Source organism: Comamonas sp. A23, from assembly GCF_004522605.1.
Lineage (GTDB): Bacteria > Pseudomonadota > Gammaproteobacteria > Burkholderiales > Burkholderiaceae_C > Comamonas > Comamonas thiooxydans.
In genome coordinates this window covers 136440-160445 of the sequence record NZ_RSDT01000005.1, presented here as the reverse complement: position 1 = coordinate 160445, position 24006 = coordinate 136440, and the positions used below count along the sequence as shown (strand labels likewise).

At 60.8% G+C, this 24006-nt stretch carries 15 protein-coding genes and 3 tRNA genes; 5 read left to right on the top strand and 13 right to left on the bottom strand.

What is annotated here, in order from left to right; all coding sequences use genetic code 11:
* Positions 1–15: 15 nt before the first annotated feature.
* The 10 genes from EIC84_RS13685 to rpsB all read right to left on the bottom strand — a co-directional run bounded on the left by EIC84_RS13685 (position 16) and on the right by rpsB (position 10319).
* Positions 16–522: an OmpH family outer membrane protein gene (locus EIC84_RS13685; protein WP_012839124.1), complete on the bottom strand. Its 507-nt coding sequence runs from the start codon at positions 520–522 to the stop codon at positions 16–18.
* Complete coding sequence (bamA, locus tag EIC84_RS13680; protein WP_003067368.1) at positions 522–2837, bottom strand: outer membrane protein assembly factor BamA; 2316 nt, start codon at positions 2835–2837, stop codon at positions 522–524. The genes EIC84_RS13685 and bamA overlap by 1 nt, the downstream gene beginning before the upstream one ends.
* A 43-nt stretch (positions 2838–2880) precedes the next feature.
* Positions 2881–4251, bottom strand: coding sequence for an RIP metalloprotease RseP (gene rseP, locus EIC84_RS13675; RefSeq protein ID WP_034362624.1), 1371 nt, complete (start codon positions 4249–4251; stop codon positions 2881–2883).
* A gap of 91 nt (positions 4252–4342) precedes the next feature.
* On the bottom strand, positions 4343–5521 hold the full coding sequence (gene ispC / locus EIC84_RS13670; protein WP_003067373.1) for a 1-deoxy-D-xylulose-5-phosphate reductoisomerase: 1179 nt from the start codon (positions 5519–5521) through the stop codon (positions 4343–4345).
* On the bottom strand, positions 5518–6375 hold the full coding sequence (locus EIC84_RS13665; RefSeq protein ID WP_003067375.1) for a phosphatidate cytidylyltransferase: 858 nt from the start codon (positions 6373–6375) through the stop codon (positions 5518–5520). Before EIC84_RS13665 ends, ispC begins: the two co-directional genes overlap by 4 nt.
* 14 nt (positions 6376–6389) lie before the next feature.
* Positions 6390–7127 carry a polyprenyl diphosphate synthase gene (gene uppS / locus EIC84_RS13660; RefSeq protein ID WP_003067377.1) on the bottom strand — a complete coding sequence of 246 codons (738 nt, stop codon included), beginning with the start codon at positions 7125–7127 and terminating at the stop codon, positions 6390–6392.
* 23 nt (positions 7128–7150) lie between these two features.
* The gene (gene frr / locus EIC84_RS13655) at positions 7151–7711 is read right to left on the bottom strand and encodes a ribosome recycling factor (RefSeq protein WP_003067379.1); all 561 of its coding nucleotides are present in this window, start codon (positions 7709–7711) and stop codon (positions 7151–7153) included.
* 37 nt (positions 7712–7748) lie between these two features.
* Positions 7749–8471, bottom strand: a complete 723-nt coding sequence (pyrH, locus tag EIC84_RS13650) for a UMP kinase (protein WP_003053409.1) — start codon at positions 8469–8471, stop codon at positions 7749–7751.
* A gap of 93 nt (positions 8472–8564) precedes the next feature.
* On the bottom strand, positions 8565–9458 hold the full coding sequence (gene tsf / locus EIC84_RS13645; protein ID WP_003067381.1) for a translation elongation factor Ts: 894 nt from the start codon (positions 9456–9458) through the stop codon (positions 8565–8567).
* Positions 9459–9566: 108 nt separating this feature from the next.
* On the bottom strand, positions 9567–10319 hold the full coding sequence (gene rpsB / locus EIC84_RS13640; RefSeq protein ID WP_003067383.1) for a 30S ribosomal protein S2: 753 nt from the start codon (positions 10317–10319) through the stop codon (positions 9567–9569).
* 227 nt (positions 10320–10546) lie between these two features.
* Here rpsB and EIC84_RS13635 point away from each other — a divergent pair, with 227 nt between their 5' ends.
* The gene (locus tag EIC84_RS13635) at positions 10547–11935 is read left to right on the top strand and encodes an amidase (protein ID WP_003067385.1); all 1389 of its coding nucleotides are present in this window, start codon (positions 10547–10549) and stop codon (positions 11933–11935) included.
* Positions 11936–12032: 97 nt separating this feature from the next.
* A complete protein-coding gene (locus EIC84_RS13630) occupies positions 12033–13628 on the top strand; it encodes an NAD(P)H-hydrate dehydratase (protein WP_003067387.1) in 1596 nt (531 codons plus the stop codon).
* Positions 13629–13692: 64 nt separating this feature from the next.
* On the opposite strand, the gene rnr is transcribed toward EIC84_RS13630, so the two are convergent.
* The gene (gene rnr / locus EIC84_RS13625) at positions 13693–16326 is read right to left on the bottom strand and encodes a ribonuclease R (protein ID WP_034362627.1); all 2634 of its coding nucleotides are present in this window, start codon (positions 16324–16326) and stop codon (positions 13693–13695) included.
* A gap of 34 nt (positions 16327–16360) precedes the next feature.
* Between rnr and EIC84_RS13620 the strand changes: the two genes are divergently transcribed.
* The 3 genes from EIC84_RS13620 (at position 16361) to EIC84_RS13610 (ending at position 16901) form a co-directional block, all read left to right on the top strand.
* A tRNA-Leu gene (locus EIC84_RS13620) sits at positions 16361–16445 on the top strand.
* 145 nt (positions 16446–16590) lie between these two features.
* A tRNA-Leu gene (locus EIC84_RS13615) sits at positions 16591–16675 on the top strand.
* Positions 16676–16816: 141 nt separating this feature from the next.
* Positions 16817–16901 (top strand) — tRNA-Leu (locus EIC84_RS13610).
* Between the two features lie 146 nt (positions 16902–17047).
* Here EIC84_RS13610 and EIC84_RS13605 read toward each other — a convergent pair.
* Both EIC84_RS13605 and EIC84_RS13600 read right to left on the bottom strand, forming a co-directional pair.
* Positions 17048–19708 carry a DUF349 domain-containing protein gene (locus EIC84_RS13605; RefSeq protein ID WP_003063734.1) on the bottom strand — a complete coding sequence of 887 codons (2661 nt, stop codon included), beginning with the start codon at positions 19706–19708 and terminating at the stop codon, positions 17048–17050.
* Between the two features lie 215 nt (positions 19709–19923).
* Entirely contained in the window at positions 19924–23820 is a 3897-nt protein-coding gene (locus EIC84_RS13600; protein ID WP_003063736.1) for a DUF748 domain-containing protein, read from the bottom strand.
* Positions 23821–24006: the final 186 nt, after the last annotated feature.

Here is a 24006-nt window from a genome sequence, read left to right as displayed (position 1 = left end):
AAAGTATCCTTGGGATTACTTTGTGCCGTTCAGGGCCTTGATGACCTTGTCGGTGATATCAAACTTGGGATTGATATACACGGCCTCTTGCAGGATGACATCGTACTTTTCAGTCTCGGCCACTTGCTTGACAACCTTGTTCGCACGATCCAGCACGGTGGCCAGTTCTTCGTTCTTGCGAGCATTCAGGTCTTCCTGGAATTCACGGCGCTTGCGCTGGAATTCACGATCCTGATCCACCAGCTGACGCTGGCGCGAAGCACGCTGGCTCTCGGACATGGTGGTAGCTTCACGTTCGAACTTGTCCGAGGCGTTCTTCAAGGAGTTGCCCTGATCGACCAAATCCTTTTCACGCTTAGAAAACTCCTGCTCAAGCTTGGCTTGGGCAGCCTTGGCAGCGGATGCCTCACGGAAGATACGATCCGTGTTCACAAAACCGGCCTTGAATTCCTGTGCATGCGCAGAGACGGCCATGGCGCCAAGCAGCACAGCCAAAGAAAGATGGCTAGAGAGAGATTTCATTAGAAAGATGTTCCGATTTGGAATTGCAGTTTCTGGATTCTATCGCCGGTTTCCTTACGGATTGGCTGAGCATACGCCAAACGCAGAGGACCCAGCGGCGAAATCCAACTAATACCGATACCGGTGGAAGCACGCAAGGTTCCCAGATCCATGCTTTCACCTTCCGCCCACACATTACCCACGTCCACAAAGCCGAACAGACGCAGTGTTCTGTCATTACCGGCACCCGGGAATGGGACCATGAATTCGCCATTCAAGGTCAGCTTGCGCGTACCGCCCAAGGCCAGATTGGTGTTCACCGTGTCACGACGCCCCAGAGAGCCTTGCTCAAAGCCACGCACCGAGCCCAAACCACCCGAATAGAAATTCTTGAAAATGGGATAGGAATTACCGCCCAGGCCCTTGCCCCAGCCCAGCTCGCCGTTCAGGGCAATCGTGTACTTCTTGTTCAGCGGAATATATTGCTGAATCTGGTAGTTGGCCTTCGCATAGCGCATATCGCTCATGAACGAAGCTTCCAGATTCACACGCTGATAGCGACCGGCATTGGGTGCCAGTGCACTGTCGCGGTTATCACGAGACCATCCCAGCGTCAGAGGGATGCCGGTCTTGGAGCAACCAATGTTTTCGCCAGCCAGACCACCGCAATACTCGTTATAGACCGCCGGCATATAGGTGCCGGGCTTGATCTCGTTGCCTTCGACACCGGCACCGAAGAAGATGGTGTCCACTTCGCTGAAGGGCACGCCGAAACGCACGCTGGCACCCTTGGTGATGATCTTGTAGGCGCCATCGTCATAGTAGGGACGGATGGTGCGATAGTACAGGTCATAGGTGCGCGAAATACCCGTATCCGTGAAGTACGGATTCGTGGTCGACACCACCATGGTGCGGTTGTACTTGCTGGTGTTGATGTCCAGGCCCAGATAGTTGCCCGAGCCGAACACGTTTTCCTGCTTGATACCGAAGGACAGCGAGACCTTTTCTGCGCTGGAGAAACCGGCACCCAGTTGAATCGAGCCCGTGGGCTTTTCCACCACATTGATCATCAGATCGACCTGGTCGGGAGAGCCTGGCACTTCCTGGGTTTCGATTTCAACCTGGGTAAAGAAGCCCAGACGGTCGACACGGTCGCGCGACAGCTTGATCTTCTGGCCGTCATACCAGGATGCCTCGAACTGGCGGAACTCGCGGCGAATCACTTCGTCGCGGGTCTTGTTGTTGCCGCTGACGCTGATGCGACGGATATAGGCGCGGCGCGAAGGCTGAGCCTGCAGCACCAGGGACACACGGTTGTTGGCACGATCGATTTCGGGCACGGCTTCCACCTTGGCGAAAGCAAAACCGAAATTGCTGTAATAGTCGGTAAAAGCCTTGATGGTCTCGGAAACCTGGTCGGCGTTATAGGGCTCACCGGGCTTGATCTTGACCAGCGACTTGAACTCGTCGTCACGATCCAGGTAGTTGCCTTCGAGCTTCACGCCGGAGACCACATACTGATTGCCTTCGTGAATATTCACGGTCAGACCGATGCTTTGCTTGTCCGGAGAGATGGCGACCTGTGTGGACTCTACACGGAACTCCAGATAGCCGCGCTGCAGATAGTAGGAGCGCAGCGACTCCAGATCGGCATTGAGCTTGTTGCGAGCGTAGCGGTCAGACTTGGTGTACCAGCTCATCCAGTTGCCTGTGTCCTGGTCGAACAGGTCCTTGAGCGTCGATTCCTTGAAGGCCTTGTTGCCCACAATGTGGATTTCGTTGATCTTGGCCGGTTCACCTTCGGAGACGGTGAAGGTCAGGTTCACTCGGTTGCGCTCGATAGGCGTCACCGTGGTCACCACTTCAGCGCCATACAGACTGCGGTTGATGTACTGGCGCTTGAGTTCTTGCTCGGCGCGATCAGCCAACGCCTTGTCGAAAGGGCGGCCATCGGCCAGGCCCACGTCACGCATGGCCTTGAGCAGAGTGTCCTTGTCGAACTCCTTGGTGCCGGCAAAGTTCACCTCGGCAATGGTGGGGCGCTCTTCCACAACCACCACCAGCACATTGCCATTGGCTTCGAGACGCACGTCCTTGAACAGACCCAGAGCAAACAACGAACGAATGGCAGCCGCGCCCTTTTCGTCGTTGTAGTCATCGCCCACGCGCAAAGGCATGGAGGCGAACACCGTACCGGGCTCCACTCGCTGCAAACCCTCGACGCGGATATCTTGAACTTTGAAGGGCTCCAATGCCCATGCCGCTTGCGCAGCTAAAACCATAGCAGCCAGGGCAGTTGCAGAGCGCACGCCCAAGCGATTGAAATGTTTTTTCATGAGTGGAAATCGCCGCGAATGCGGCCTACCGTAGCGGTAAAAATTAGCCCCAGAGCCGGTTGATATCGTTGAAAAAGGCGACTGACATCATCAGCAATATGACTGCGACGCCTGCACGCTGCAGTCTTTCAGCCCAGACATCAGAGACACTGCGCCCCGTCAAACCTTCCCAAAGATAATACATCAGGTGCCCACCATCCAGAACGGGCAATGGTAGCAGGTTGAGAACGCCCAGGCTGATACTGATAAGCGCGAGGAACGACAGGTATTGCACCAGCCCCATGCTGGCGGACTTGCCTGCATAGTCTGCGATCGTCAAAGGACCGCTGATATTCTTGAGCGAGGCCTGACCGATCAGCATGCGCCCCATCATGCGCAGTGTCATGGAGGACAGCTCCCAGGTCTTGTGCACACCGGCGCTCAAGCCATCCAGAAAGCCATGGCGCACCAGCACCATCTCGGGCTGGCTGCCAATAAAGGCGTTCACACGTGCAGTTGCTGCTTGTCCATCCTTGCCAGGTACTATTTCCGGCTGCACCCGCAGGTTCAGACGCCGGCCCGCACGCTCCACAGCCCAGGCCTGCGGCTCGACTCGACCGGACGCACCCGAGGCACGAATCGCGGCACGCGCCTGAGCACCATCCTGAGCTGCCTGACCATCGATGCTGAGCAGCACATCGCCTTTTTGCAGACCCGCCTTTTCCGCCGGGCCACCTGCAACAACCTCTTCTATAACCGGACGACTCCAAGCACCCTGCAGCCCGACCTTGTCAAAGAAAGCTGCATCCGGTTCCTTTTGTTGCAAAGAAGCGAGATCGAGCAGCACGACACGCGCTGCGCCATGTTCTTGTACCGCCACCTCCAGCTGCAAGGTTTCACCTTCAATGGCAGCTGTCGTCACCAGCCAGCGCAAATCACCCAGGGCACGCACAGGCTGCCATTCCTTGCCACCCACAGAGGCACGCTGCACCCAGTCGCCGCTTTGAATACCGGCCTGATGCAGCAACGTGCCTTCCGGAGGAGCCGCAAGCCGGGCTGCAGGCTCGTTGGTGCCCACCCAGTTGACCACCGCCAGCAGCGCCACGGCCAGCAACAGATTGGCCGCAGGTCCCGCCGCAACAATCGCTGCACGTGAGCGCAGGGGCTGATTGTTGAAGGCCAGGTGTTTTTCCTCGGGTCTGACCTCGCCCTCGCGTTCGTCAAGCATGCGCACATAGCCGCCCAGAGGCAGCGCCGCGATCACATATTCGGTACCCGACTTCTTGCCGACCCAGCGCAACAGCGGCTTGCCAAAGCCCACGGAGTAACGCAGCACCTTGACGCCACAAGCCACGGCAACGCGATAGTGGCCCCACTCATGCACCGCAATCAGAACGCCGAGCGCCACGATGAAAGCCACAACCGTCAGCAACACCTGAAACTCCTTAATGCCAATCAATGCTTGGAGCGTGCAGCAGGCCGCAAGTTCAACCGCAAGCCCTCAAGCCACCAAACTCGGTGCCAGATCAGCGCGCCCACAGCCTGACTATGTCAGCCGCACGCTCGCGCGCTCGCTCATCGAGCGCCATCAACTCTTCCAGACTGCCCACGACACCGGGTTGCACGGATTCCAGCGTCTGCAGATTGACGGCATGAATGCGGTCAAACGACAGGCGACGCTCCAGGAATGCGGCGACAGCCACTTCGTTCGCTGCGTTGAGCACCGTGGTCGTACCCTCGGGCGCGCGCAGCGCCTGCCAGGACAGATGCAGGCCCGGAAAGCGATACGCATCCGCCTCCTCGAAGGTCAGCGCCGCCAGCTTGGCGAAATCCAGCACAGGTGCGCCGCTCTCGATGCGCTCTGGCCAGGCCAGACCGCAGGCAATCGGCACACGCATATCGGGCGTGCCCAGCTGAGCGAGCACGGACGCATCCTTGAACTGCACCATGGAATGCACGATCTGCTGCGGATGGATCACCACCTTGATCTTCTCGGGCGCCATATCGAACAGCCAGCGCGCCTCGATCACCTCCAGCGCCTTGTTCATCATGGTGGCCGAGTCCACCGAGATCTTGCGCCCCATGGAAAAATTGGGATGCGAGCAAGCCTGCTCGGGCGTGATTTCGGACAGTGTCGCCGGGTCGCGTTGGCGGAACGGTCCGCCCGATGCCGTCAACAGCAAGGAGTCAACGCGATCAACCCAGGTGCTGCTGTCTTCGGGCAAGCACTGGAAGATGGCCGAGTGCTCGCTGTCGATGGGCAGCAAAGTGGCTCCATGGCGCTTGACGGTGTCCATGAACAGCGCGCCGCCCACCACCAGGGCCTCCTTGTTGGCCAGCAGCAGACGCTTGCCGGCCCTGGCGGCCGCCAGACAGGGTGCCAGTCCGGCCGCTCCGACAATCGCCCCCATGACAGCATCCACATCGGGATGCGACGCGATCACTTCAAGCGCGTCCCGCTCCTGAAGCACCAGTGTTTGAAGCCCGTTTTGCTTGATTGCCTCAGCCAGTTGACGAGCATGGGGCGCACTGGCCATCACAGCGAACTGCGGCTTGAACTGCGCGCATTGCCTGAGCATCAGATCCACCTGCGTGGCTGCGCTCAGCGCGAAGATTTCGTATTGTTCAGGGTGGCGCGCCACCACATCCAGGGTATTGGTTCCGATGGAACCGGTAGAACCCAGAACCGTGATTTTCTGCTTCATGGATGCACAAAGGATGAGAGCATCATCGCCAACGGCAGTGTGGGCAGGAGGGCATCAATGCGATCCAGGACACCACCATGGCCGGGCAGCAAGCCGCTGCTGTCCTTGACACCGACGCTGCGCTTGATGAGGGATTCGACCAGGTCGCCCACCACACTCATCGCAGCCATAAACACCGCAGCCAGCAGCAGGAACCAAAGTCCGCGCGACTGCAGCACCGAATAGAAACTGAGAACACCGGCGCCGTAGTGACGATCTGCCCAGCTCCAGACCAGAGCCAGCACAATCACCCCCAGCATGCCGCCCCAGACACCTTCCCAGCTCTTGCCGGGACTGATGGAAGGAGCCAGCTTGTTCCTGGTGAACTTCAGGCCGAAAGTGCGGCCTGCAAAATAGGCAAAGACATCAGCCACCCAGACCAGCACCAGCACCGACAGCAGGAAGTTGATGCCGATATTACGCGCCTGCACCACGGCCAGCCAGGCCAGCCACAATGCCAGCACGCCGCCGACCAGACGCACTGCTGCCGGAATATGCGGCCAGCCCGCCACGCCAGCGCGCAGCAGCAAAACGCCCCCCAGCACCCAGAGGGAACCTGCAATCAGCCACACCGTGGGCAGAGGCTGATCCACCCAGCCGGCCCACCAGGATCCTGCGCACAGCGCTGTACAAACAGCCCCCAGGCCCAGTGAGCCTGCCTGTCCAAAACCATTGAGTCGCCCCCACTCCCAGGCACCAGCCGCCATGAACAACAGCATCAGTGCGGCAAAGGGCACGGTGCTGGCCGTATAAAACAGTGCCGGCAACAAAATAGCCAGCAAAATCAAGGCGGTAATGACGCGCTGCTTGAGCATGGCACCTCTTATGGTTAAGCCGTCAAGGTGACGGTGGATGATGGTTGAATCTGCTCGGAAGTCTGGCCGAAGCGGCGCTCACGACCGCCAAACACGGCAATGGCCTCGTCAAGAGCCGCCTCGTCGAAATCAGGCCACAGGGCATTGCTGAAAAAAAGCTCTGTATAAGCAGCCTGCCAGAGCAGGAAATTGCTGATGCGAGTTTCACCGCCAGTGCGGATCATGAGATCAGGATCCGGCACATGAGCCAAGGCCATGGCCCTGTCCAGATTCTCGGGAGTCAGCTCCAGCCCCTGGGCCACCAGCTTCTGTGCAGCCTGGGCTATATCCCAGCGGCCACCGTAGTTGAAGCAGACGTTGAGAACCAGACGTGTGTTGTGAGCGGTGATGCGCTCGGCCTCTGCCAAGCCCTCCCGAACCTTGTCGCTCAGCCCCTGGCGGTCGCCGACAAAGTACAGGCGCACGCCGTCGCGGCTGAGTTGAGCGACTTCCTTGGCCAGGGCATTGGCCAGCAGGCTCATGAGCCCCGAGACCTCTTCCTGAGGTCTGTTCCAGTTCTCGGAGGAAAACGCAAACACCGTGAGCACCTGCACACCACGCTCGACGCAGGCGCGAGCGCAGCGGCGCAGGGACTCCACTCCCTGCTTGTGACCGGCAAGACGTGGAAGCAGACGGCGCTTGGCCCACCGTCCGTTGCCGTCCATGATGACGGCGATATGGCGCGGAACCGCGCCGTTTTTCTTGGATGTCAAAAGTGCAAGTCCTTTGGAAAGACTCAGACCGCCATGATGTCCTGTTCCTTGGCCGCCACCAGCGTATCGACCTCGGCAATATGCTTGTCGGTGATCTTCTGGATTTCGGCTTCGGAGCGCTTCTGATCGTCTTCAGAGGCTTCCTTGTCCTTGACCAGCTTCTTCACGCCTTCATTGGCATCGCGACGCAGGTTGCGAACGGCAATCTTGGCGTTCTCGCCTTCGTTGCGCGCCAGCTTGGTCATTTCCTTGCGGCGCTCTTCGCTCATGGGAGGCATGGGCACGCGGATCAGGTCGCCCATGGAAGCGGGATTCAGACCCAGATCGCTCTCGCGAATGGCCTTTTCCACCTTGGCGGCCATGTTCTTTTCCCAGGGCTGCACGCTGATGGTGCGGGAATCCAGCAAAGACACATTGGCCACCTGGGACAGAGGCACCATGGAGCCGTAGTACTCGACATGGATGGCATCCAGCAGCGCGGGATTCGCCCGGCCGGTACGCACGCGAGCCAGGTTGTTCTTCAGAGCCTCGATGGACTGACCCATCTTGGTTTCGGTGTTCTTTTTGATTTCAGCGATCGTCATGTTCTTGTTCCTTTGCGGGCATGTGGCGGCAAAACGCTCAAGCGTACACCAGAGTGCCTTCGTCTTCACCCATGACCACGCGCTTGAGTGCGCCGGGCTTGACGATGGAGAACACGCGAATCGGCAGCTTCTGATCGCGGCACAGCGCGAAAGCGGTGGCATCCATGATGCCCAGATTGCGCGAGATGGCCTCATCGAAAGCCAGCTTGTCGTAACGCGTGGCCGAAGGATCCTTGACCGGGTCGGCCGTGTAGACGCCATCCACCTTGGTGGCCTTGAGCACGACTTCGGCGCCAATTTCAGCACCACGCAGCGCAGCGGCCGTGTCGGTGGTGAAGAAGGGATTACCCGTACCGGCAGCGAACACCACGACCTTACCCTCTTCCAGGTACTGCAGCGCCTTGGGACGCACATAGGGCTCGACCACCTGCTCGATACCGATAGCCGACATCACGCGCGCCGTCAGGCCCTGCTTGTCCATGGCATCTGCCAGAGCCAGGGCATTCATCACCGTGGCCAGCATGCCCATATAGTCGGCAGTCGCACGGTCCATGCCGACCGAGCCACCTGCCACGCCGCGGAAGATGTTGCCGCCGCCGATCACCACGGCAACCTGCACACCCACCTTGGTCACTTCCACGATCTCAGCCACCATGCGCTCGATGGTTGCACGGTTGATGCCGAACTGGTCATCTCCCATTAACGCCTCCCCCGACAGCTTGAGCAAGATGCGCTTGTGGGCTGGAATGGCGTTGGACATGGTGTTTCTCCGATGGAAGTTGAATGAGTATGAAAACGGGAGGGGAATAAATCAATCGCGGCTCTAGGCCGCGATTGTTGCTAAGGCTTAGGTTTAAGCACCAGCCTTGGCTGCTGCCACCTGGGCAGCCACTTCAGCGGCGAAGTCATCAGTCTTCTTCTCAATGCCTTCACCCACGACATACATCGTGAACGCCTTCACATTGGTGTTGGCAGCCTTGAGCATCTGAGCCACGGTTTGCTTGCCGTCAGCAGCCTTCACGAAGACCTGGTCGGCCAGGGACACTTCCTTCAGGTACTTCTGCACGGAGCCTTCCACCATCTTGGAGACGATGTCGGCGGGCTTGCCGGATTCGGCTGCCTTGCCTTCGGCCACAGCGCGTTCCTTGGCGATCAGGTCAGCAGGCACGTCAGCGGAAGTCAGAGCCACGGGCTTCATGGCGGCCACATGCATTGCCACGTCCTTGGCAGCAGCAGCGTCGCCGTCGAACTCGACCACCACGCCAATGCGGGTGCCGTGCACGTAGGCAGCCAGGCCAGCGCCGCTGAAAGCCTTGAAGCGACGGAAGGACATGTTTTCGCCGATCTTGCCGATCAGACCCTTGCGCACGTCTTCCAGAGTGGGGCCGTAGCCGTCTTGTTCGTAGGCCAGAGCGCCCAGAGCGTCCAGGTCAGCAGGGTTGTGCTCGGCGACCAGCTTGGCAGCGGCATTGGCCATGGCCAGGAAGCTGTCGTTCTTGGACACGAAGTCGGTTTCGCTGTTCACTTCGATCAGGCCGCCCTTGCCGCCGTCGATGAAAGCAGCCACAACGCCTTCAGCAGTCACACGGGAAGCGGCCTTGCCAGCCTTGGTACCCAGCTTGACGCGCAGCAGCTCTTCAGCCTTGGCCATATCGCCATCAGCTTCGGTCAGAGCCTTCTTGCATTCCATCATGGGGGCGTCGGTCTTGGCGCGCAGTTCGGCGACCATGCTTGCAGTAATTGCCATCGTATTTCTCCAGTATCAGTTCGATTCGTTACAGGATTCCGGCTAAAAAAACGGGGCTACCTAGAGCCCCGCTTTTTCTCGCGATGCGGTCGCGCAGCCGGACTTCGCTTAGGCGGCGGATTCTTCCACTTCCACGAACTCGTCGCCGTTCTCACCGGCAGCGGCCTTCACCACGTCGTTCAGACGAGCTTCACGGCCTTCCAGGATTGCGTCGGCAATGCCTTGGGCGTACAGCTGCACAGCCTTGGCGGAGTCGTCGTTACCAGGGATCACGTAGTCGATGCCATCGGGGTTGTGGTTGGTGTCAACCACGCCGATCAGAGGAATGCCCAGCTTCTTGGCTTCAGCGATAGCGATCTTGTGGAAGCCCACGTCGATCACGAAAATGGCGTCGGGCAGACCGTTCATGTCCTGAATGCCGCCGATGTCCTTTTCCAGCTTTTCCAGTTCGCGAACGAACATCAGCTGTTCCTTCTTGGACATGGATTCCAGACCGGCTTCTTGCTGAGCCTTCATGTCCTTCAGACGTTTGATGGAGGTCTTGACGGTCTTGAAGTTGGTCAGCATGCCGCCCAGCCAGCGCTGGTCAACGAAGGGCACGCCAGCGCGCTTGGCTTCTTCAGCCACCAGCTCACGGGCTTGACGCTTTGTACCCACCATCAGGATGGTGCCGCCGTTAGCAGTCAGCTGCTTGGCGAACTTCTGGGCTTCCTGGAACATCGGCAGGGACTTTTCCAGGTTGATGATGTGGATCTTGTTGCGGGCACCGAAGATGAACGGAGCCATCTTGGGATTCCAGAAACGAGTTTGGTGACCGAAGTGGACGCCGGCTTCCAGCATCTCGCGCATTGTTACTGCCATGTTAATTACCTCAAAGGTTGGGTCTAAAATCCGGCCCAACGATTGCAGCCGCCTTGAAAAAAGCGATCGCAACACCTTGAATAGGCCGGTTTGCTATTTGCCTTGCCGACTTAAAAGCAATTGCTGCAACACACAAAAACGCCATCGCATCAACCACTTTCAGAGCTTTTCAAGTCAATCCTCACGGACTAACCCTTAGCAAAGCCGCAAAATTTTAGCACACTGCCATGCAACTCGACCTCAGTCACGTCGCTCTTGAGATCCGCGAAGGCCGCCAAAGCGCTGCAAACCTCATGCAAATGAGCATTGCTGCCGCGCAAAGCCCCTTGTGCGCCAACGTTTTCAGCCAGACTTTTTTTGACGAGGCACGCTGGGCTGCTGCAGAAACGCCATCCACTACCCCCCTGGCCGGCTTGGCCATCTCGGTCAAGGACCTGTTCGACACGCAAGGCGCGCGCAGTGCCGCCAGCTCCCTGGTGCTGCAGGATGCGCCCCTCGCCCGCACAGACGCCACGGCCGTTGCCCGCCTGCGCGCGGCAGGCGCGGCCATCATCGGCCGCACCCATATGGTCGAGTTCGCTTTTTCCGGCGTTGGCGTGAACCCGCATTTCGGCACCCCCGCCGCGCTGGACGCGCGCCACCCCGCCAACCCTCAGCTGGCGCCCACGTGGCCGGCGCGTATTCCCGGCGGATCCTCGTCAGGCGCTGCTGTTTCCGTCGCCAGCGGCGCCGCCTGGGCGGCACTGGGCTCGGACACCGGCGGCTCCATCCGCATTCCCGCTGCACTCAATGGCCTGGTTGGCTTCAAAAGCACGGCCAGACTGGTACCCACCGAAGGAACAGTGCCTCTATCACCCACACTGGATACCGCCTGCGCCATCACCCGCAGCGTGCGCGATGCCGTGCTGCTGCACGAGATTCTGGCCGGGCGCAAAGTCGCCAGGGATGAACGCAGCCTGAGCCAGTGGCGCCTGGCAGTGCCGCGCCCCCTCTTCTTCGATCAGATCGAGCCCGCCGTTCGCAACGCCTTCGAACGCAGCATCGCCAAGCTGCAGGCCGGCGGCGCGCAGATCGAGTGGATTGACCTGCCCGAGCTGGAGGAGCTGGACGGCGTCAACACCATCGGCGGCTTCTCGCCCACCGAAAGCTATGCCTGGCACCGGCGCCATCTGCAGGATCCCGCCAAAGCCGCGCTCTACGATCCCCGGGTGCGCTCGCGCATAGAGCGCGGCGCGAGCATGAGCGCTGCCGACTATCTGGATCTGCTGGCCGCGCGCAAGCGCTGGATTGCCAAGATGGAGAGCGCCATTGCTGGCTATGACGCCCTGCTCTCGCCCACCACGCCGATCACGGCACCCACGATTGCATCCGTCGCTCCGGCCAACGGCTTCGATGCTGCAGCCGACCTCAGGCGTGACGAAGAATTTTTCCGCGTCAACGGCCTGCTGCTGCGCAATACCAGCGTGGTCAATATGCTGGACGGCTGCGCCCTGTCACTGCCGTGCCACAACCCGAACGAGCTCCCCATGGGCCTGATGATCTGGCATGCCGCCCTGCACGACGATGCCATCCTGAATATCAGCGCGGGCATCGAAGCCATACTCAATCGCGACTGACTTCCATTTTTGTAGCTATAACCGCTTATGGTTACTGGACCACAAGGCAAAAATCATCAAAACCCACAAATGCGCAGCCGGAGGCTATCCTCGGACCATGCTGCGCATTTCTCCCTCCGACACCCCGCCCGCCTCCATTTCCGCTGGTCAAGGCTGGCCGCTGTTCAGCACTGCCGCCACGCGTCAGATTGAGAAGGCTTGCGCCGAGCGCCTGCCGCCTCACAGGCTGATGGAACGCGCAGGCCTTGCCATCGCCAGGCTGACAACGGCAATAGCCCCGCACGCGCAACGCATCTGGATTGCCTGCGGCCCGGGCAACAACGGCGGCGACGGCTTTGAGGCGGCAGCTCAGCTCAGGGCCATGCTGCCCCATGCGCGAATCATGGTCAGCGAAGTGCGCGCACCTGCCGAACTTCCGTCCAACGCGCAGACTTCCCGGGACAAGGCCTTGCAGGCTGGCGTGCAGTGGCTCGATGACGCCCCCCCCGATCTGGAACCACAAGACCTGTGCGTCGATGCACTGCTGGGCATAGGACTGAGCTCGCGCACTTCCAGCAAGACCTCGGCTGCCGATCAGCGCCTGCTGCAGTTGCTGGCCCAGGTTCAGCACTGCACCTGCAACGTACTCTGTGTAGACGTTGCATCAGGCCTCGATGCCGATACCGGTCAATATCCGAGGGAGTTCGTGCCTGGCCATATCGCCACCGACCAACGACGCCACACGCTTGCCTTGCTGACCTTGCAGCCCGGCCTGTTCACCGGTCAGGGCCGCGATGCCTGCGGACAAATCTGGTGGGACGACCTGGGCTGCGGCATTGCCAGTGCTCCCGACGTACCGAGCTCGCCCACCCTAGCCGCTGTAGCACAGCCCACGGCACATCTGAGCAACCCAGGCCTTGCCTCCTCAAGAGCACGCCCGCACGCCAGTCACAAAGGCAGCTTTGGCGATGTGGCCGTGCTCGGTGGCGAAGGCCTGGGCATGCGCGGCTTGTCGATGACGGGCGCTGCCTGGCTGGCGGCACTGGCGGCACTGCACGCAGGAGCCGGCCGCGTCATGCTGGCCTTGCTGGACGAGCAATCACCGCAAGGCATTGCGCCCTGGCCGGAAATCATGTTGCGCCGGCCTGCCGCGCAGGACTGGAGCCTGGCCACTGCGGTCTGCGGCTGCGGTGGCGGCGAGGCCGTGCAGGCCTGGTTGCCTCACATACTGGCACAAGCTCCGCAACTGGTGCTGGATGCAGACGCACTCAACGCCGTTGCGGCCAGCCCGGCACTGGCGCAGCAGCTGAGCCAGCGCGCCGCACGCCAGCAGACCACGGTCTTGACCCCCCACCCGCTGGAGGCCGCGCGCCTGCTGCAGACCAGCACTGCTCAAATACAAGCCAACCGCCTTCAATCCTGCCTGCAGCTTGCCAGCAAATTTCAGTGCACGGTGCTGCTCAAGGGCTCGGGCACGGTCGTTGCCAATCCACAGCAGCAAGTCTGGATCAATGCCAGCGGCAATGCCCGCCTGGCCACGGGCGGCACGGGCGATGTGCTGGCCGGATTGATAGCGGCGCTATGGGCACAGGGTCAAAGTGCCGATATGGCAGCGACTCAGGCAGCCTTCCGCCATGGCCACATTGCAGATTGCTGGCCAGCAGATCTCCCATTCAGAGCCAGTGCACTGGCTCTGCGTCTGGGCAATCAATAAACTGCAAAAAACAAAGGCCTTGCCATTATCGGGCAAGGCCTTTCAGCTCTTGATAGGAGAGCAATCAGCGCTCGGTCTTGCGCTTGCTGGTTTTGCTTGCCGGTGCAGCCTTGGTACCCGCCGCAGGCTTGGCAGCAGCCTTTACGGCTTTGGGAGCCGACTTCGCCACAGACTTCGTTGAGACCTTGGTTGCGGGCTTTGCGACCGACCTTGATTCAGGCTTGACCGCAGCCTTGACAACAGAGACGGCCGGAGCATCAGGCGCAAGCAGAGCTGCAACCTTTTTCCTGCCTGCCGCCTTGCGAGGCTTGGCTTGTTGCACCTCGATGACGGACTCCATCACAGGCTCAGGCTTGGGCGCGGCTTGCTCTTGTGCGTACTCTGCTTCCAGTGCGGCCAGATTCACGCTTTTCAGCATGGCTTTCTTGGCTGCCTTTCGCCCCTGCTTGGCGCGATCGGGCTCAGGTGCAGAAGCAGGGCCCGTAGCAGCATTGCGCTGCGCGCGATTGGCCTTGGCATCGCGACGACTCCACTTGTCGGCATAGCCGCCCGCACTGCGCTCGTCACGCGACTCGCGACGGCCACGCCCCTCATCCTTGGCTTGGCCACGACCGCTGCGTGGTGTTTGTACCAAGCCGTCCTCGCCATCGCGAACCAGGCGGAAGTCGATGCGACGTCCGTCCAGATCCACGCGACTGACCTGCACCCGCACTCGTGCGCCGATGCCATAGCGAACACCCGAGCGCTCGCCACGCAGCTCCTGCCGGGCTTCGTCGAAGCGGAAGTAGTCGCCGCCCAGCTCGGTGATATGCACCAGCCCTTCCACATACATGGCATCCAGCGTCACAAAGACTCCGAAGGTCGTGACCGAGGAAACCGTGCCCGCGAACTCCTCACCCAGATGCTCGCGCATGTATTTGCATTTGAGCCAGGCCTCCACATCGCGGCTGGCCTCGTCGGCACGGCGCTCGTTGGCACTGCAGTGCAGGCCGGCAGCCTCCCAGGCCTGGAATTCCTTGGCCGCCGAGCGCTTGCGCGGCTTTTGCCCCGGCTCGACCACACGCGAAGAGAGGCGCTTGGCCATCTTGGCTTCGGCTTCACCCGGCGTGGGCAGGCTGGGCAGCTTGTAGTGTGTGCCGTTCAGCTCAGCCTTGATCACGCGGTGCACCAGCAAGTCTGGATAACGACGAATCGGGCTGGTGAAGTGGGTATAGGCCTCAAAGGCCAGACCGAAGTGCCCCGAGCCTTCCGGCGTATAGAAAGCCTGCATCATGGAGCGCAACAGCATGGTGTGAATCTGCTGCGAGTCAGGACGGTCCTTGGTGGCATTGGCAATCTGCTGAAACTCCTTGGTCGAAGGGTTTTCGCTGATGCTCATGCTCACACCCATGGCCTTGAGGTAATTGCGCAGAATTTCCTGCTTTTCCAGCGAAGGCTTGTCGTGCACGCGGAACAGGCCAAGCTGCCCGCTTTGGTCGATGAAATCTGCGCTGCAGACATTCGCCGCCAGCATGGCTTCTTCAATCAACTTGTGCGCATCATTGCGAGTGCGCGGCACGATTTTTTCGATGCGTCCGTTGTCGTCGCAGACGATTTGCGTCTCGGTCGTCTCAAAGTCCACGGCACCGCGCGCCTCACGAGCCTTGAGCAGGGACTGGAAGACGCCATACAGATTCAGCAAATCCTGCACGCGCTCCTTGCGCTTGGCTGCTTCTGGGCCGCGCGTATTGGCCAGGATTGCAGCCACCTCGGTATAGGTGAAGCGCGCATGGCTATGCATTACCGCTGGGTAGAACTGATAGGCGTGAATCTCACCTTGCGCCGTGATCAGCATGTCGCAGACCATGCACAGCCGATCGACGTCGGGGTTCAAGGAGCACAGCCCGTTGCTGAGCTTTTCCGGCAGCATGGGAATCACTCGGCGCGGGAAGTACACGCTGGTGGCGCGGTCGTAAGCATCCACATCAATGGCGCTGCCTGTGGTCACATAGTGACTCACGTCGGCAATCGCAACAAGCAGGCGCCAGCCCTTGCTGCGCCCCACCTTGGCGGGCTCGCAATACACGGCATCGTCAAAGTCGCGCGCATCTTCGCCGTCAATGGTGACCAGAGGAATATCGGTCAGATCAATGCGGTGCTTGTAGTCTGCGGGTCGGACTTTTTCGGGCAGCGCCTTGGCTTGCTCGAGACAGGCGTCGGAAAAGATATGCGGCACGCCATACTTGCGCACCGCAATCTCGATTTCCATGCCTGGGTCATCCACCTCACCCAGCACTTCGGTGATGCGGCCCACAGGCTGGCCGAACAGCGCCGGCGCCTCGGTCAATTCGACCACCACCACCTGCCCCGGCTTGGCCGCACCTGTGGCGTTGGAAGGAATCAGAACATCCTGGCCGTAGCGCTTGTCTTCAGGGGCCACAAGCCACACACCGCTTTCTTGCAGAAAGCGACCAATGATGGGCTGGTCTGGACGCTCCACGATTTCCACCACACGGCCTTCGGGGCGACCGCGATGGTCATGACGGGCGATACGCACCTGGACCTTGTCCTTGTGCAGCACCGCTCGCATTTCATTGGGGGGAAGGTAGATGTCACGCTCACCATCGTCACGGACGACAAAGCCGTGTCCGTCGCGGTGGCCCTGCACAGTGCCCAAAATTTCTTCGTTCATATCGGCAACTTTTGCGCGAGGGTTCATTTTCTTGATATACAATCTATGTCTTTCCTGAGATGCCCAGGTGGCGGAATTGGTAGACGCACTAGTTTCAGGTACTAGCGGGTAACTCCGTGGAGGTTCGAGTCCTCTCCTGGGCACCAAGTTTAACGACAACCTGCAAGGGTTGAAACAAACTTGGGAAACATTCCTCAAGGGAATGTTCGCAAGCCAGACGGCATCTTAGAAAATTTGAAGATTCGGATTGAATGCAGAAAAAATGCATTACAATACGAAGATTCCCTGAAAGCCCAGGTGGCGGAATTGGTAGACGCACTAGTTTCAGGTACTAGCGGGTAACTCCGTGGAGGTTCGAGTCCTCTCCTGGGCACCAAACACGACAAGCCGTTGCATGCAAATGCAGCGGCTTTTTCGTTTTACCGCCCTTCAGCCGCCGCGCAAAGTTTTCTGAAAAATCCGCGCAAACCAACATGAGCAGTACTCAAGCCGCTATATAATTCATTCACTCTGAAATGCCCAGGTGGCGGAATTGGTAGACGCACTAGTTTCAGGTACTAGCGGGTAACTCCGTGGAGGTTCGAGTCCTCTCCTGGGCACCAAACACGACAAGCCGTTGCATGCAAATGCAGCGGCTTTTTCGTTGGCGCCCCCGACTCCCTCTGACAGTACGCAGCACATACGAAAAAAGGGAGCCCAACGGCTCCCTTTTTCTTGAGCAACGCCTCCCATCGGGGCGATATGTCGCTTACTTGCGCAGCAATTGCTTGAGTGCGGTCTGCAGGCGACGGGCAGATGCCTCATCGCTGGCACTGCCCAGCACAGTGGCCACGTCCTGACCCCAGGTCTGCTGGGGCGAAGGATCGTTGCGGCGGGTCAGCATCTGCAGCTGCAACGCACGGCGTGCCGCCAGTTGATCGGCAGGAGTGTGCACATCGGCAGCCATTTCCAGGCGCAGCAGGGCCTCTGCAGCATTGCCCTTGGGCGCAGCAGCCACAGCACCGGACCAGGAAGAGCGCACAGGCGCCGTCACCTTGCTGCCCAGTTGCTGAGCCGATGGCAGCTGCGCAGCATCACGAGCCTGCCAGGCACCGAGTAGTTGAGTCAGCGCCTCGCCGTGCGCCTGGGCTGCCAGCTTGCGCAGAGCCTCCTGGGCATGCTCCACGGCATCACGCTGGGCACGGAAGGCTGGATCGGCCAGACGCGGTCCGCGCTCCTCGCGCGTGAACTCGCGACGGCCACGGCCGGCATCGCGGCTGTCGCGACCATCACGACCACCGCGCTCGCCACGCGCTGCATCGCGGCCACGGCCGCCATCCTTGCGATCGCCAGGACGACCACCTGCAGCAGTTGCCGCTTCCTTCCTCATTCCAGGGCGGTCATCGCCACGCACGGCCACCACGGGGCGTGCCGGCTTGGCCACTGCAGCGGCTTCGCTCGCTTGCGCCTCAACAGCTTCAGACGCTTGCTCTGTCTGGCCCTGGGGCTGGTTTTCATCAGCCTTGGCGGGCTGAGCCTTGATGGCTGCTTCGAGCTCGGCCAGCGCTGCATGGATCTTTTGCGCATCGCCGCTGGCATTGGCCGCCTCGACCGCCTTGGACGCATCCAGCACGCGGCGATCATGCTCGGACAACTCAACCGCCACCTGGCTGCGACCACCACGCTCCACGCTCTTGCGATTGAAGGCATCGTCCAGCGGCTTGCGGAATGCATCCCAGAGCTTTTGCTCGTGCTTGCGATCCAGCGGCACCACCTGGGCTTCGGCCTGCCAGCGCTGCTGCAGCGCCTTCACGGCGTCGATGCGCAGGCTGGGGGCTGCCCCCAGGGCCGTGGCTTCGTCGATCATGGCATGGCGACGCTCCAGGCTGGCCTTTTGTGCAGCCTGCAGGGGCGCTTCGGCAGCAGCCATGGCCTGCTTGAACAGGGGCTGCAATTCGGCAAACAGCTTTTCGCCGATATGGCCGCTTTCACGCCAGCGCTCGCCGAACTGGCGCAGCGCGCGCAACATGTTCTTCCAGTCCTGGCTGGCCGCATTGCTTGCAGCCCAGGCCTTGATTTCTTCGATCAGCGCCAGACGCTGGGCCTTGGCCTGCGTGCTGTCCTGACGAATCTTGTCGTGCCAGGACTCGACCACCTTGTAGGCTGCGTTGCAGGCCTCGTCAAACTTCTTCCACAGCGCATGATTGGCCATGGCACCTTGGTCGGCCTGCTTCCATTGTTCGCGCAGGCTGCGCAGGGTTTCCTGGATCTTGCGACCACCCAGTGCCTGGCCTTCGGGACGGTTGAGCAAGGCTTCGGCCTTGGCCACCAGGTCTTCGCGCAGTTTCTCGGCCAGTTGACGCTGCCAACCCTCGGCCTCACCGGCGGCCAACAGGGCTTCATGCACTTCGCCCACCAGCGCTTCGTCCACAAAGCGTCCATGGGCCTTGATGGCTGCGCGCATGGCTTGCACGGCCTCAGAGCCGGCCTGGCTGTTGCCAGCTGCAGTTTCTGCCTTCAGCGCCTGCAGAGCCTGCCCCAGGCCAGCCTTGGCTGCTTCCACCTGCTCGGGCGTGGGCTTGCCACGGCCAGCGGCGGCTGCGCGCGGTGCGGCGGGCTTGGCCACTTCCACAGCAGCGGCTTCGGGAGGCAGACCACGGGCCACGCGGATTTCGTCGGCCCAGACGGGGACCGTGGGCAACGGCGCTGCCTCGTCGGCGGCAGCAGCCTCGGTCTGTGCCAGTGCAGACTGGAAAGCATCCCAAACCAGCGCCAGTTGTGCAGAGGCTGCTTCCAGCTGAGGCGGGAAACGGCCGTCCACGCTGCCCCAGCTGGCGTCACCGGTCAGCTCCTTGGCCTGCTCCTGCCAACGCGCAACATCGACTCCCAGGGCTTCCAGCACCGCCTTGGCATCCTTCCAGGACTTGGTGGACAGCACTTCGATGCGCTGCGCCAGCAGCAGCGCCACTTCGCGCTGCACCTGGGTGCGATGCTGCAGGTCCTCCACCGCCTTCACGCGCTCGCCCAATCGGGCCTTGAACTGCGACAGAGGCTCGCGCGACAGCGCGGCACCGGCCTTGGCGGCATCACGCTGCCAGGCAGCCGCAGCCGCCGCATCGAAGGGCTCTGCTGCCAGCAGTGCCTGAGCCTTCTCGGCCCATTCCACGGAGATTTTTTCCTGATTCGCGGTGCGACGGATCTCGTCAAGGCGTTCGCGCACGGCACGGGCAGCACTCTTGTCGCCCTTGCTCAGTTCCTTGTGAACGTCCTGGAGTTGCTCGACCGTGGGCTGAGTCGCCAACCAGTCGCGAATGCGCGCGGCGCGATCACCCGACGTCTCGGCGGAGAAAGCACCACCCGTCAATGCATCCAGCGGATGTTGCTCAGTATTCTTGGCAGAGGCCGGGTTCACTTCAGATGCATCAGACATGGTGCTGCTAGGAGAAATAGATGTCATGTAAGGGTCAGAAAATGCTTGGCAGCCAGCGCAGTCAACGCTGCAACTGGCCAGTGCCAGCCCACATGAGGGCAGACTTTCCAAGCGCAAGCCCAGGCACATGAGCACCTGGGCAAACCGGTATTTTCGCCTTTATTTAAAGGCAAGCCAAAAAATGCGAAATCGCAAGGTGTTTCGCAGCACTTTCATCACTGCGCAGACAGGCTCAACTGGGCACGTGGCGTCCAGTCCTTGTCCTGCACATCCAGCTTGGGAGCGCCCAGGAACAGGCGTTCCAGCGGCAGCTGTTGCGTGGCCAAATAGTCCCTCACAGCCACACCGCGCGCCAGCGCCAGCTCGCGCATGGCATCGTCAGGTACCTTGATGCTGGCCACCAGCAGCGCCGTCATCTGGTCTGCAGGCAGATCCTTGGCCATTCCGACCATGTTGCGGGGCTTTTTGATGTCGGCACGACCGTAAACGGCCTTGAGCAGAGCCGGACGCTCGGCATCGCTGAACTCCATCACCTCGTCGCCACTCTTGCCTTCGCGAATCACGTTGCGGCGCTTTTGGGCCAGCAGCAGACGATCCAGCTCTTCAGTCTTCCAGGCCTCCTTGTCTTCGGCCTCACGCGACTCCCCCACCACCGTCATCTTGAGTGCGGGGCGGTCGTTGAGTGCCTTGACGATCTTGGTCAGTTGCTCCCTGGCCTTGCCGTCGAGCTTGGCGCTGCCCGGCGCAAAGTTGACTGCGCCCGACTCGTCGCCACCCGAGAACGCTCCCGACAACAGCGCAAACGGCGCGGTCACGGCCTTCATGATGATGTTGCCGATCACCTTGAAGATGATGGGCGCCAGACGGAACTGCGGGTCGTTGAGCGAGCCGCTCAGAGGCACATCGAGATCGATCACGCCGTTGCGGTCGGACAGCAGGGCCACCGCCAGCTTGACAGGCAGCGATGCGGGTGCGCCCTCCACCTTGTCGCCAAAGGTCAATTGGCGCAGCACCAGCTTGTTCGATGCCGTGAGCTGCCCATCAGGCTGCACCTTGTAGTTCACATCCATATAGAGCTTGCCGCGCTCTATGCCATAGCCCGCGTACTTGATGGAATATGGCGACAGCGGCGACAGCTCCAGGTCATTCATCTGGGCACGCACATCCAGTGCCAGAGGCTTGGCCAGCGGGTTGACCTTGCCGCTGATATCGAGCTTCGCCGTACCCTGGGCCTTGCCCTTGATTTCAAGATCGGCCATTTGCGGCTCGACCTGGCCTGCAGGAGCCTGCGAAGAGAAGGCGCTCAGACGGCCGTTCAGCTCACTCAGATCGGCCGAGTAGTTGGGCTGAATGAAATAGTCAGAAAACTGCACCTTGCCGCCCGTCAGCACAATGGGCCCGACCTTGATGATGGGCGCGGGGCCGACATCTTCGGGCTTTGCGGGCTCAGCCACGGGTCTGCTGAGCTCGGGCTTCTCGCCAGCAGCCGCCTGGGCGTTCGCCTCTTCGTTCTGTGCGACGGACTGCTCGGACCTTTCGGTCTTCACGATGTCCTGCAGATTGATGCGGCCGTTGCGCTGCACGATGACGCGCGCAAAAAAGTCGCTCAGCGCGGTTTCGCGCACGCTCACCCGCAGCGGCTGAGCCGGTTGCATATTCAGGTCCAGGCCGCGCACCACCAGTGTTTTCCAGGCCAGCAAATCATCGCCAAGACCCAGGCCTGTGCGCGCAGCCAGTGCCTTGGCACGGTCTGCCGTGGAGTCATTGAGCACCGCTGTCAGCGCACCCTTGGCAGTACTGGGCTTGCCCACTTCCTCCTGCACAGGAGCCGCAAGCGTGGAGCGCACGCGCAGGTCGTTGAGCTCCACATCACCCGACACAGACAGCTGCGGCCCCTTGGCATGGGCCAGATAGTTAAGCTTGCCTCGGAAGTTGCCGTCGGCACGCACCAGATCCACATTGAGCTTGTGACCGAAATACGGCTCCAGCGCATGCAAGGGCACGGCACGGGCCTGCAACTGTCCCTGAGCCGAAACAGGGGTCAGACCCAGCTGCCCCTTGAACTGAATATGACCAGCCTGCACACGGCGACTGGCAGCTAGCTGAGCCGAGACCTCCAGCGGAGTCGGCGCTGCCTTGGCCGCCAGAGGCTCGAAAGCACCCAGGCGTATGCGCAAGGCGCTCACATCCAGCTGCACGGGCCGTGCTTTCCCGCCTTGCACAGGTGCTGCATCGCGAAACTGCAGCGCACCGCCATCCACGGCAATCGCTGCCAGCTTGACCGACCAGGGCTTGCCCGGCTCCGCCTTGCTGCCCTGCGTTGCCGGCTTGGCTGCAGGCGCTGCCACGGGCAACCAACGCTCGTACATCCAATGCCCTTGTGCGTCACGCAGAGCCGCGAGCTGCGGCTTCTGCACGGCAATGGCCTCCACCTGCACCTGCCGGGCAGCAAGATCGACCTGAACGCCGCTGACCTTGATCTGTTCGATATTGACAGGGGCCTGCTTGTCCTGCAGCTGCAGCTTGTCGGCAGTCAGCTCGGCCACCTCTGCCACGACTCCGCCCTCACCCCAGGAAATCCGGGCATCGGTATTGAGCATGGCGCTGAGCTGCGGCTTGAAATGCGCTTGCATATAGGGCTGCACCCATTGCAGCGGCATCTGCTCGAGCTTGAGATTGAGATTGCCCGCCTTGTCCGTGGCTTCTCCATCCACAGCCAGCCTGGCTGCCCCCTCCACCCGGGCCTGCTCAGCCGCTTGCAAACCTGCAGTGGCCGTCAGTTGCAAAGGCGCATTCATGGGCCAGGCCAGATTCTTGGCCTGCAGCACCAAAGGAGCCAGGGTCAGCGCCGCAGGCGCCGCGCCTGTTGCGGCATCCTGCCAATGCACGATGCCGCCTTCAATATCGAACTGCTGCACGCCGACGACCAGGGGCTTGCCAGGCTTTTCGGCCTTCGCATCTGCCTGGGCCGGAGTGCTGGCCTCGGCGGAGGCGGGCTCAGGCACGGCCTTCTCGAGCGGCGCTGCGGGGGCACCGGTCGGCGCGTTCAACCCCAACCAGTTGATCACGCCCTGCGCATTGCGGCTGGCATGAACCTCGGGCTTGACCCAGCGCACCGATTCGAGCGCAATCTGGTTCTGCAGAGGCTGAACATTCTTGAGCTGCACCTCCAGCGCATCAAAGTTCAGCAGCGGCGCGCTCTGGCGGTCCTGCACCGCGACATTGCCCAAGGCCAGCTTGCCGCTGATGCTGACCACAGGCTGATCTTTTTGCTCGAAGCTGATCTGCAGATCCGTGTCCAGCACGCCAGACAGAGGCTGCACGGGAACGCTGGCAGGCACATAGCCCAGATAAGGGGCCAGATCGATGTGCTCCCATTTGAGTTGCATCGCCGTCTGGCGGGTGTCGGTGAACGGCGTGCTCTCGCCCGATGTGTCGAACTTGCTGCCGTTGAGATCGAAAGCCAGATGCGGCAGCACCTTGATCTCGCGCTTGGAGGCCAGATTGCTGATGAAAGGAATGCTCAGTTGCAAGTCCTTGAGCTCGTGCTTGCGCTGTACAAACTCGTCATTGAGCTCGATACGGCCGTCGCGCAATGCAATGTTGTAGAGCGCAAAGTTCAGGGGCTTGGACGGCTCTTCGTCCTCAGGCTCGGAGAGCCTGGCAATCACATCGTCGATATCGAGCTTGCCCAGTGAATGCTGGGTCAGTCGCACCACCGGCGCATCGACCTCGATCGCATCCAGCACAGGAGCGAGCCTGAACAAGGACTGCGCGCTGGCATTGATGAAGATGCGCTTGATCTGCAGCTGTGGCTCGGCGGCAGACTTCAGATCTTTCTGAGCCGCCGAGCCCTCTGGATGCGCAGTTTCAGCTACTTTTTTTATAGCCTTATCGATCACCAGTTCGTGCAAGGTGATGGACATGGCCCAGGGCGCAAACTCGATCTTGCCCACATGGACGCCGCGCCCCAGCTTCTCGGCAGCCCGTTTTTCCAGCTGGCTTTTGGCCACCCAGGGCACTACCGCCCACAGCAACAGCCATAACAGCAAAAGAGCAAGAACAGACCAGATCAGCCGACGAAGCCAGCGATTCGATGTGAGCAAGGACATGGGCAATTGTTATTGATGCAGAGATTGAAAGCCTTCCAAGACTCTCAGGGGCGGGACCCGCCGCGCGCCCGGAACACCACTGTACCTTGACGCACCCTGGTGTATCTAGATTGCGCTCTATATATAGATAGAGGCAAGAGGCGTTTCCAGGGAGAAGTTTGCGCCATAGGAATGCCGACCAGAGGC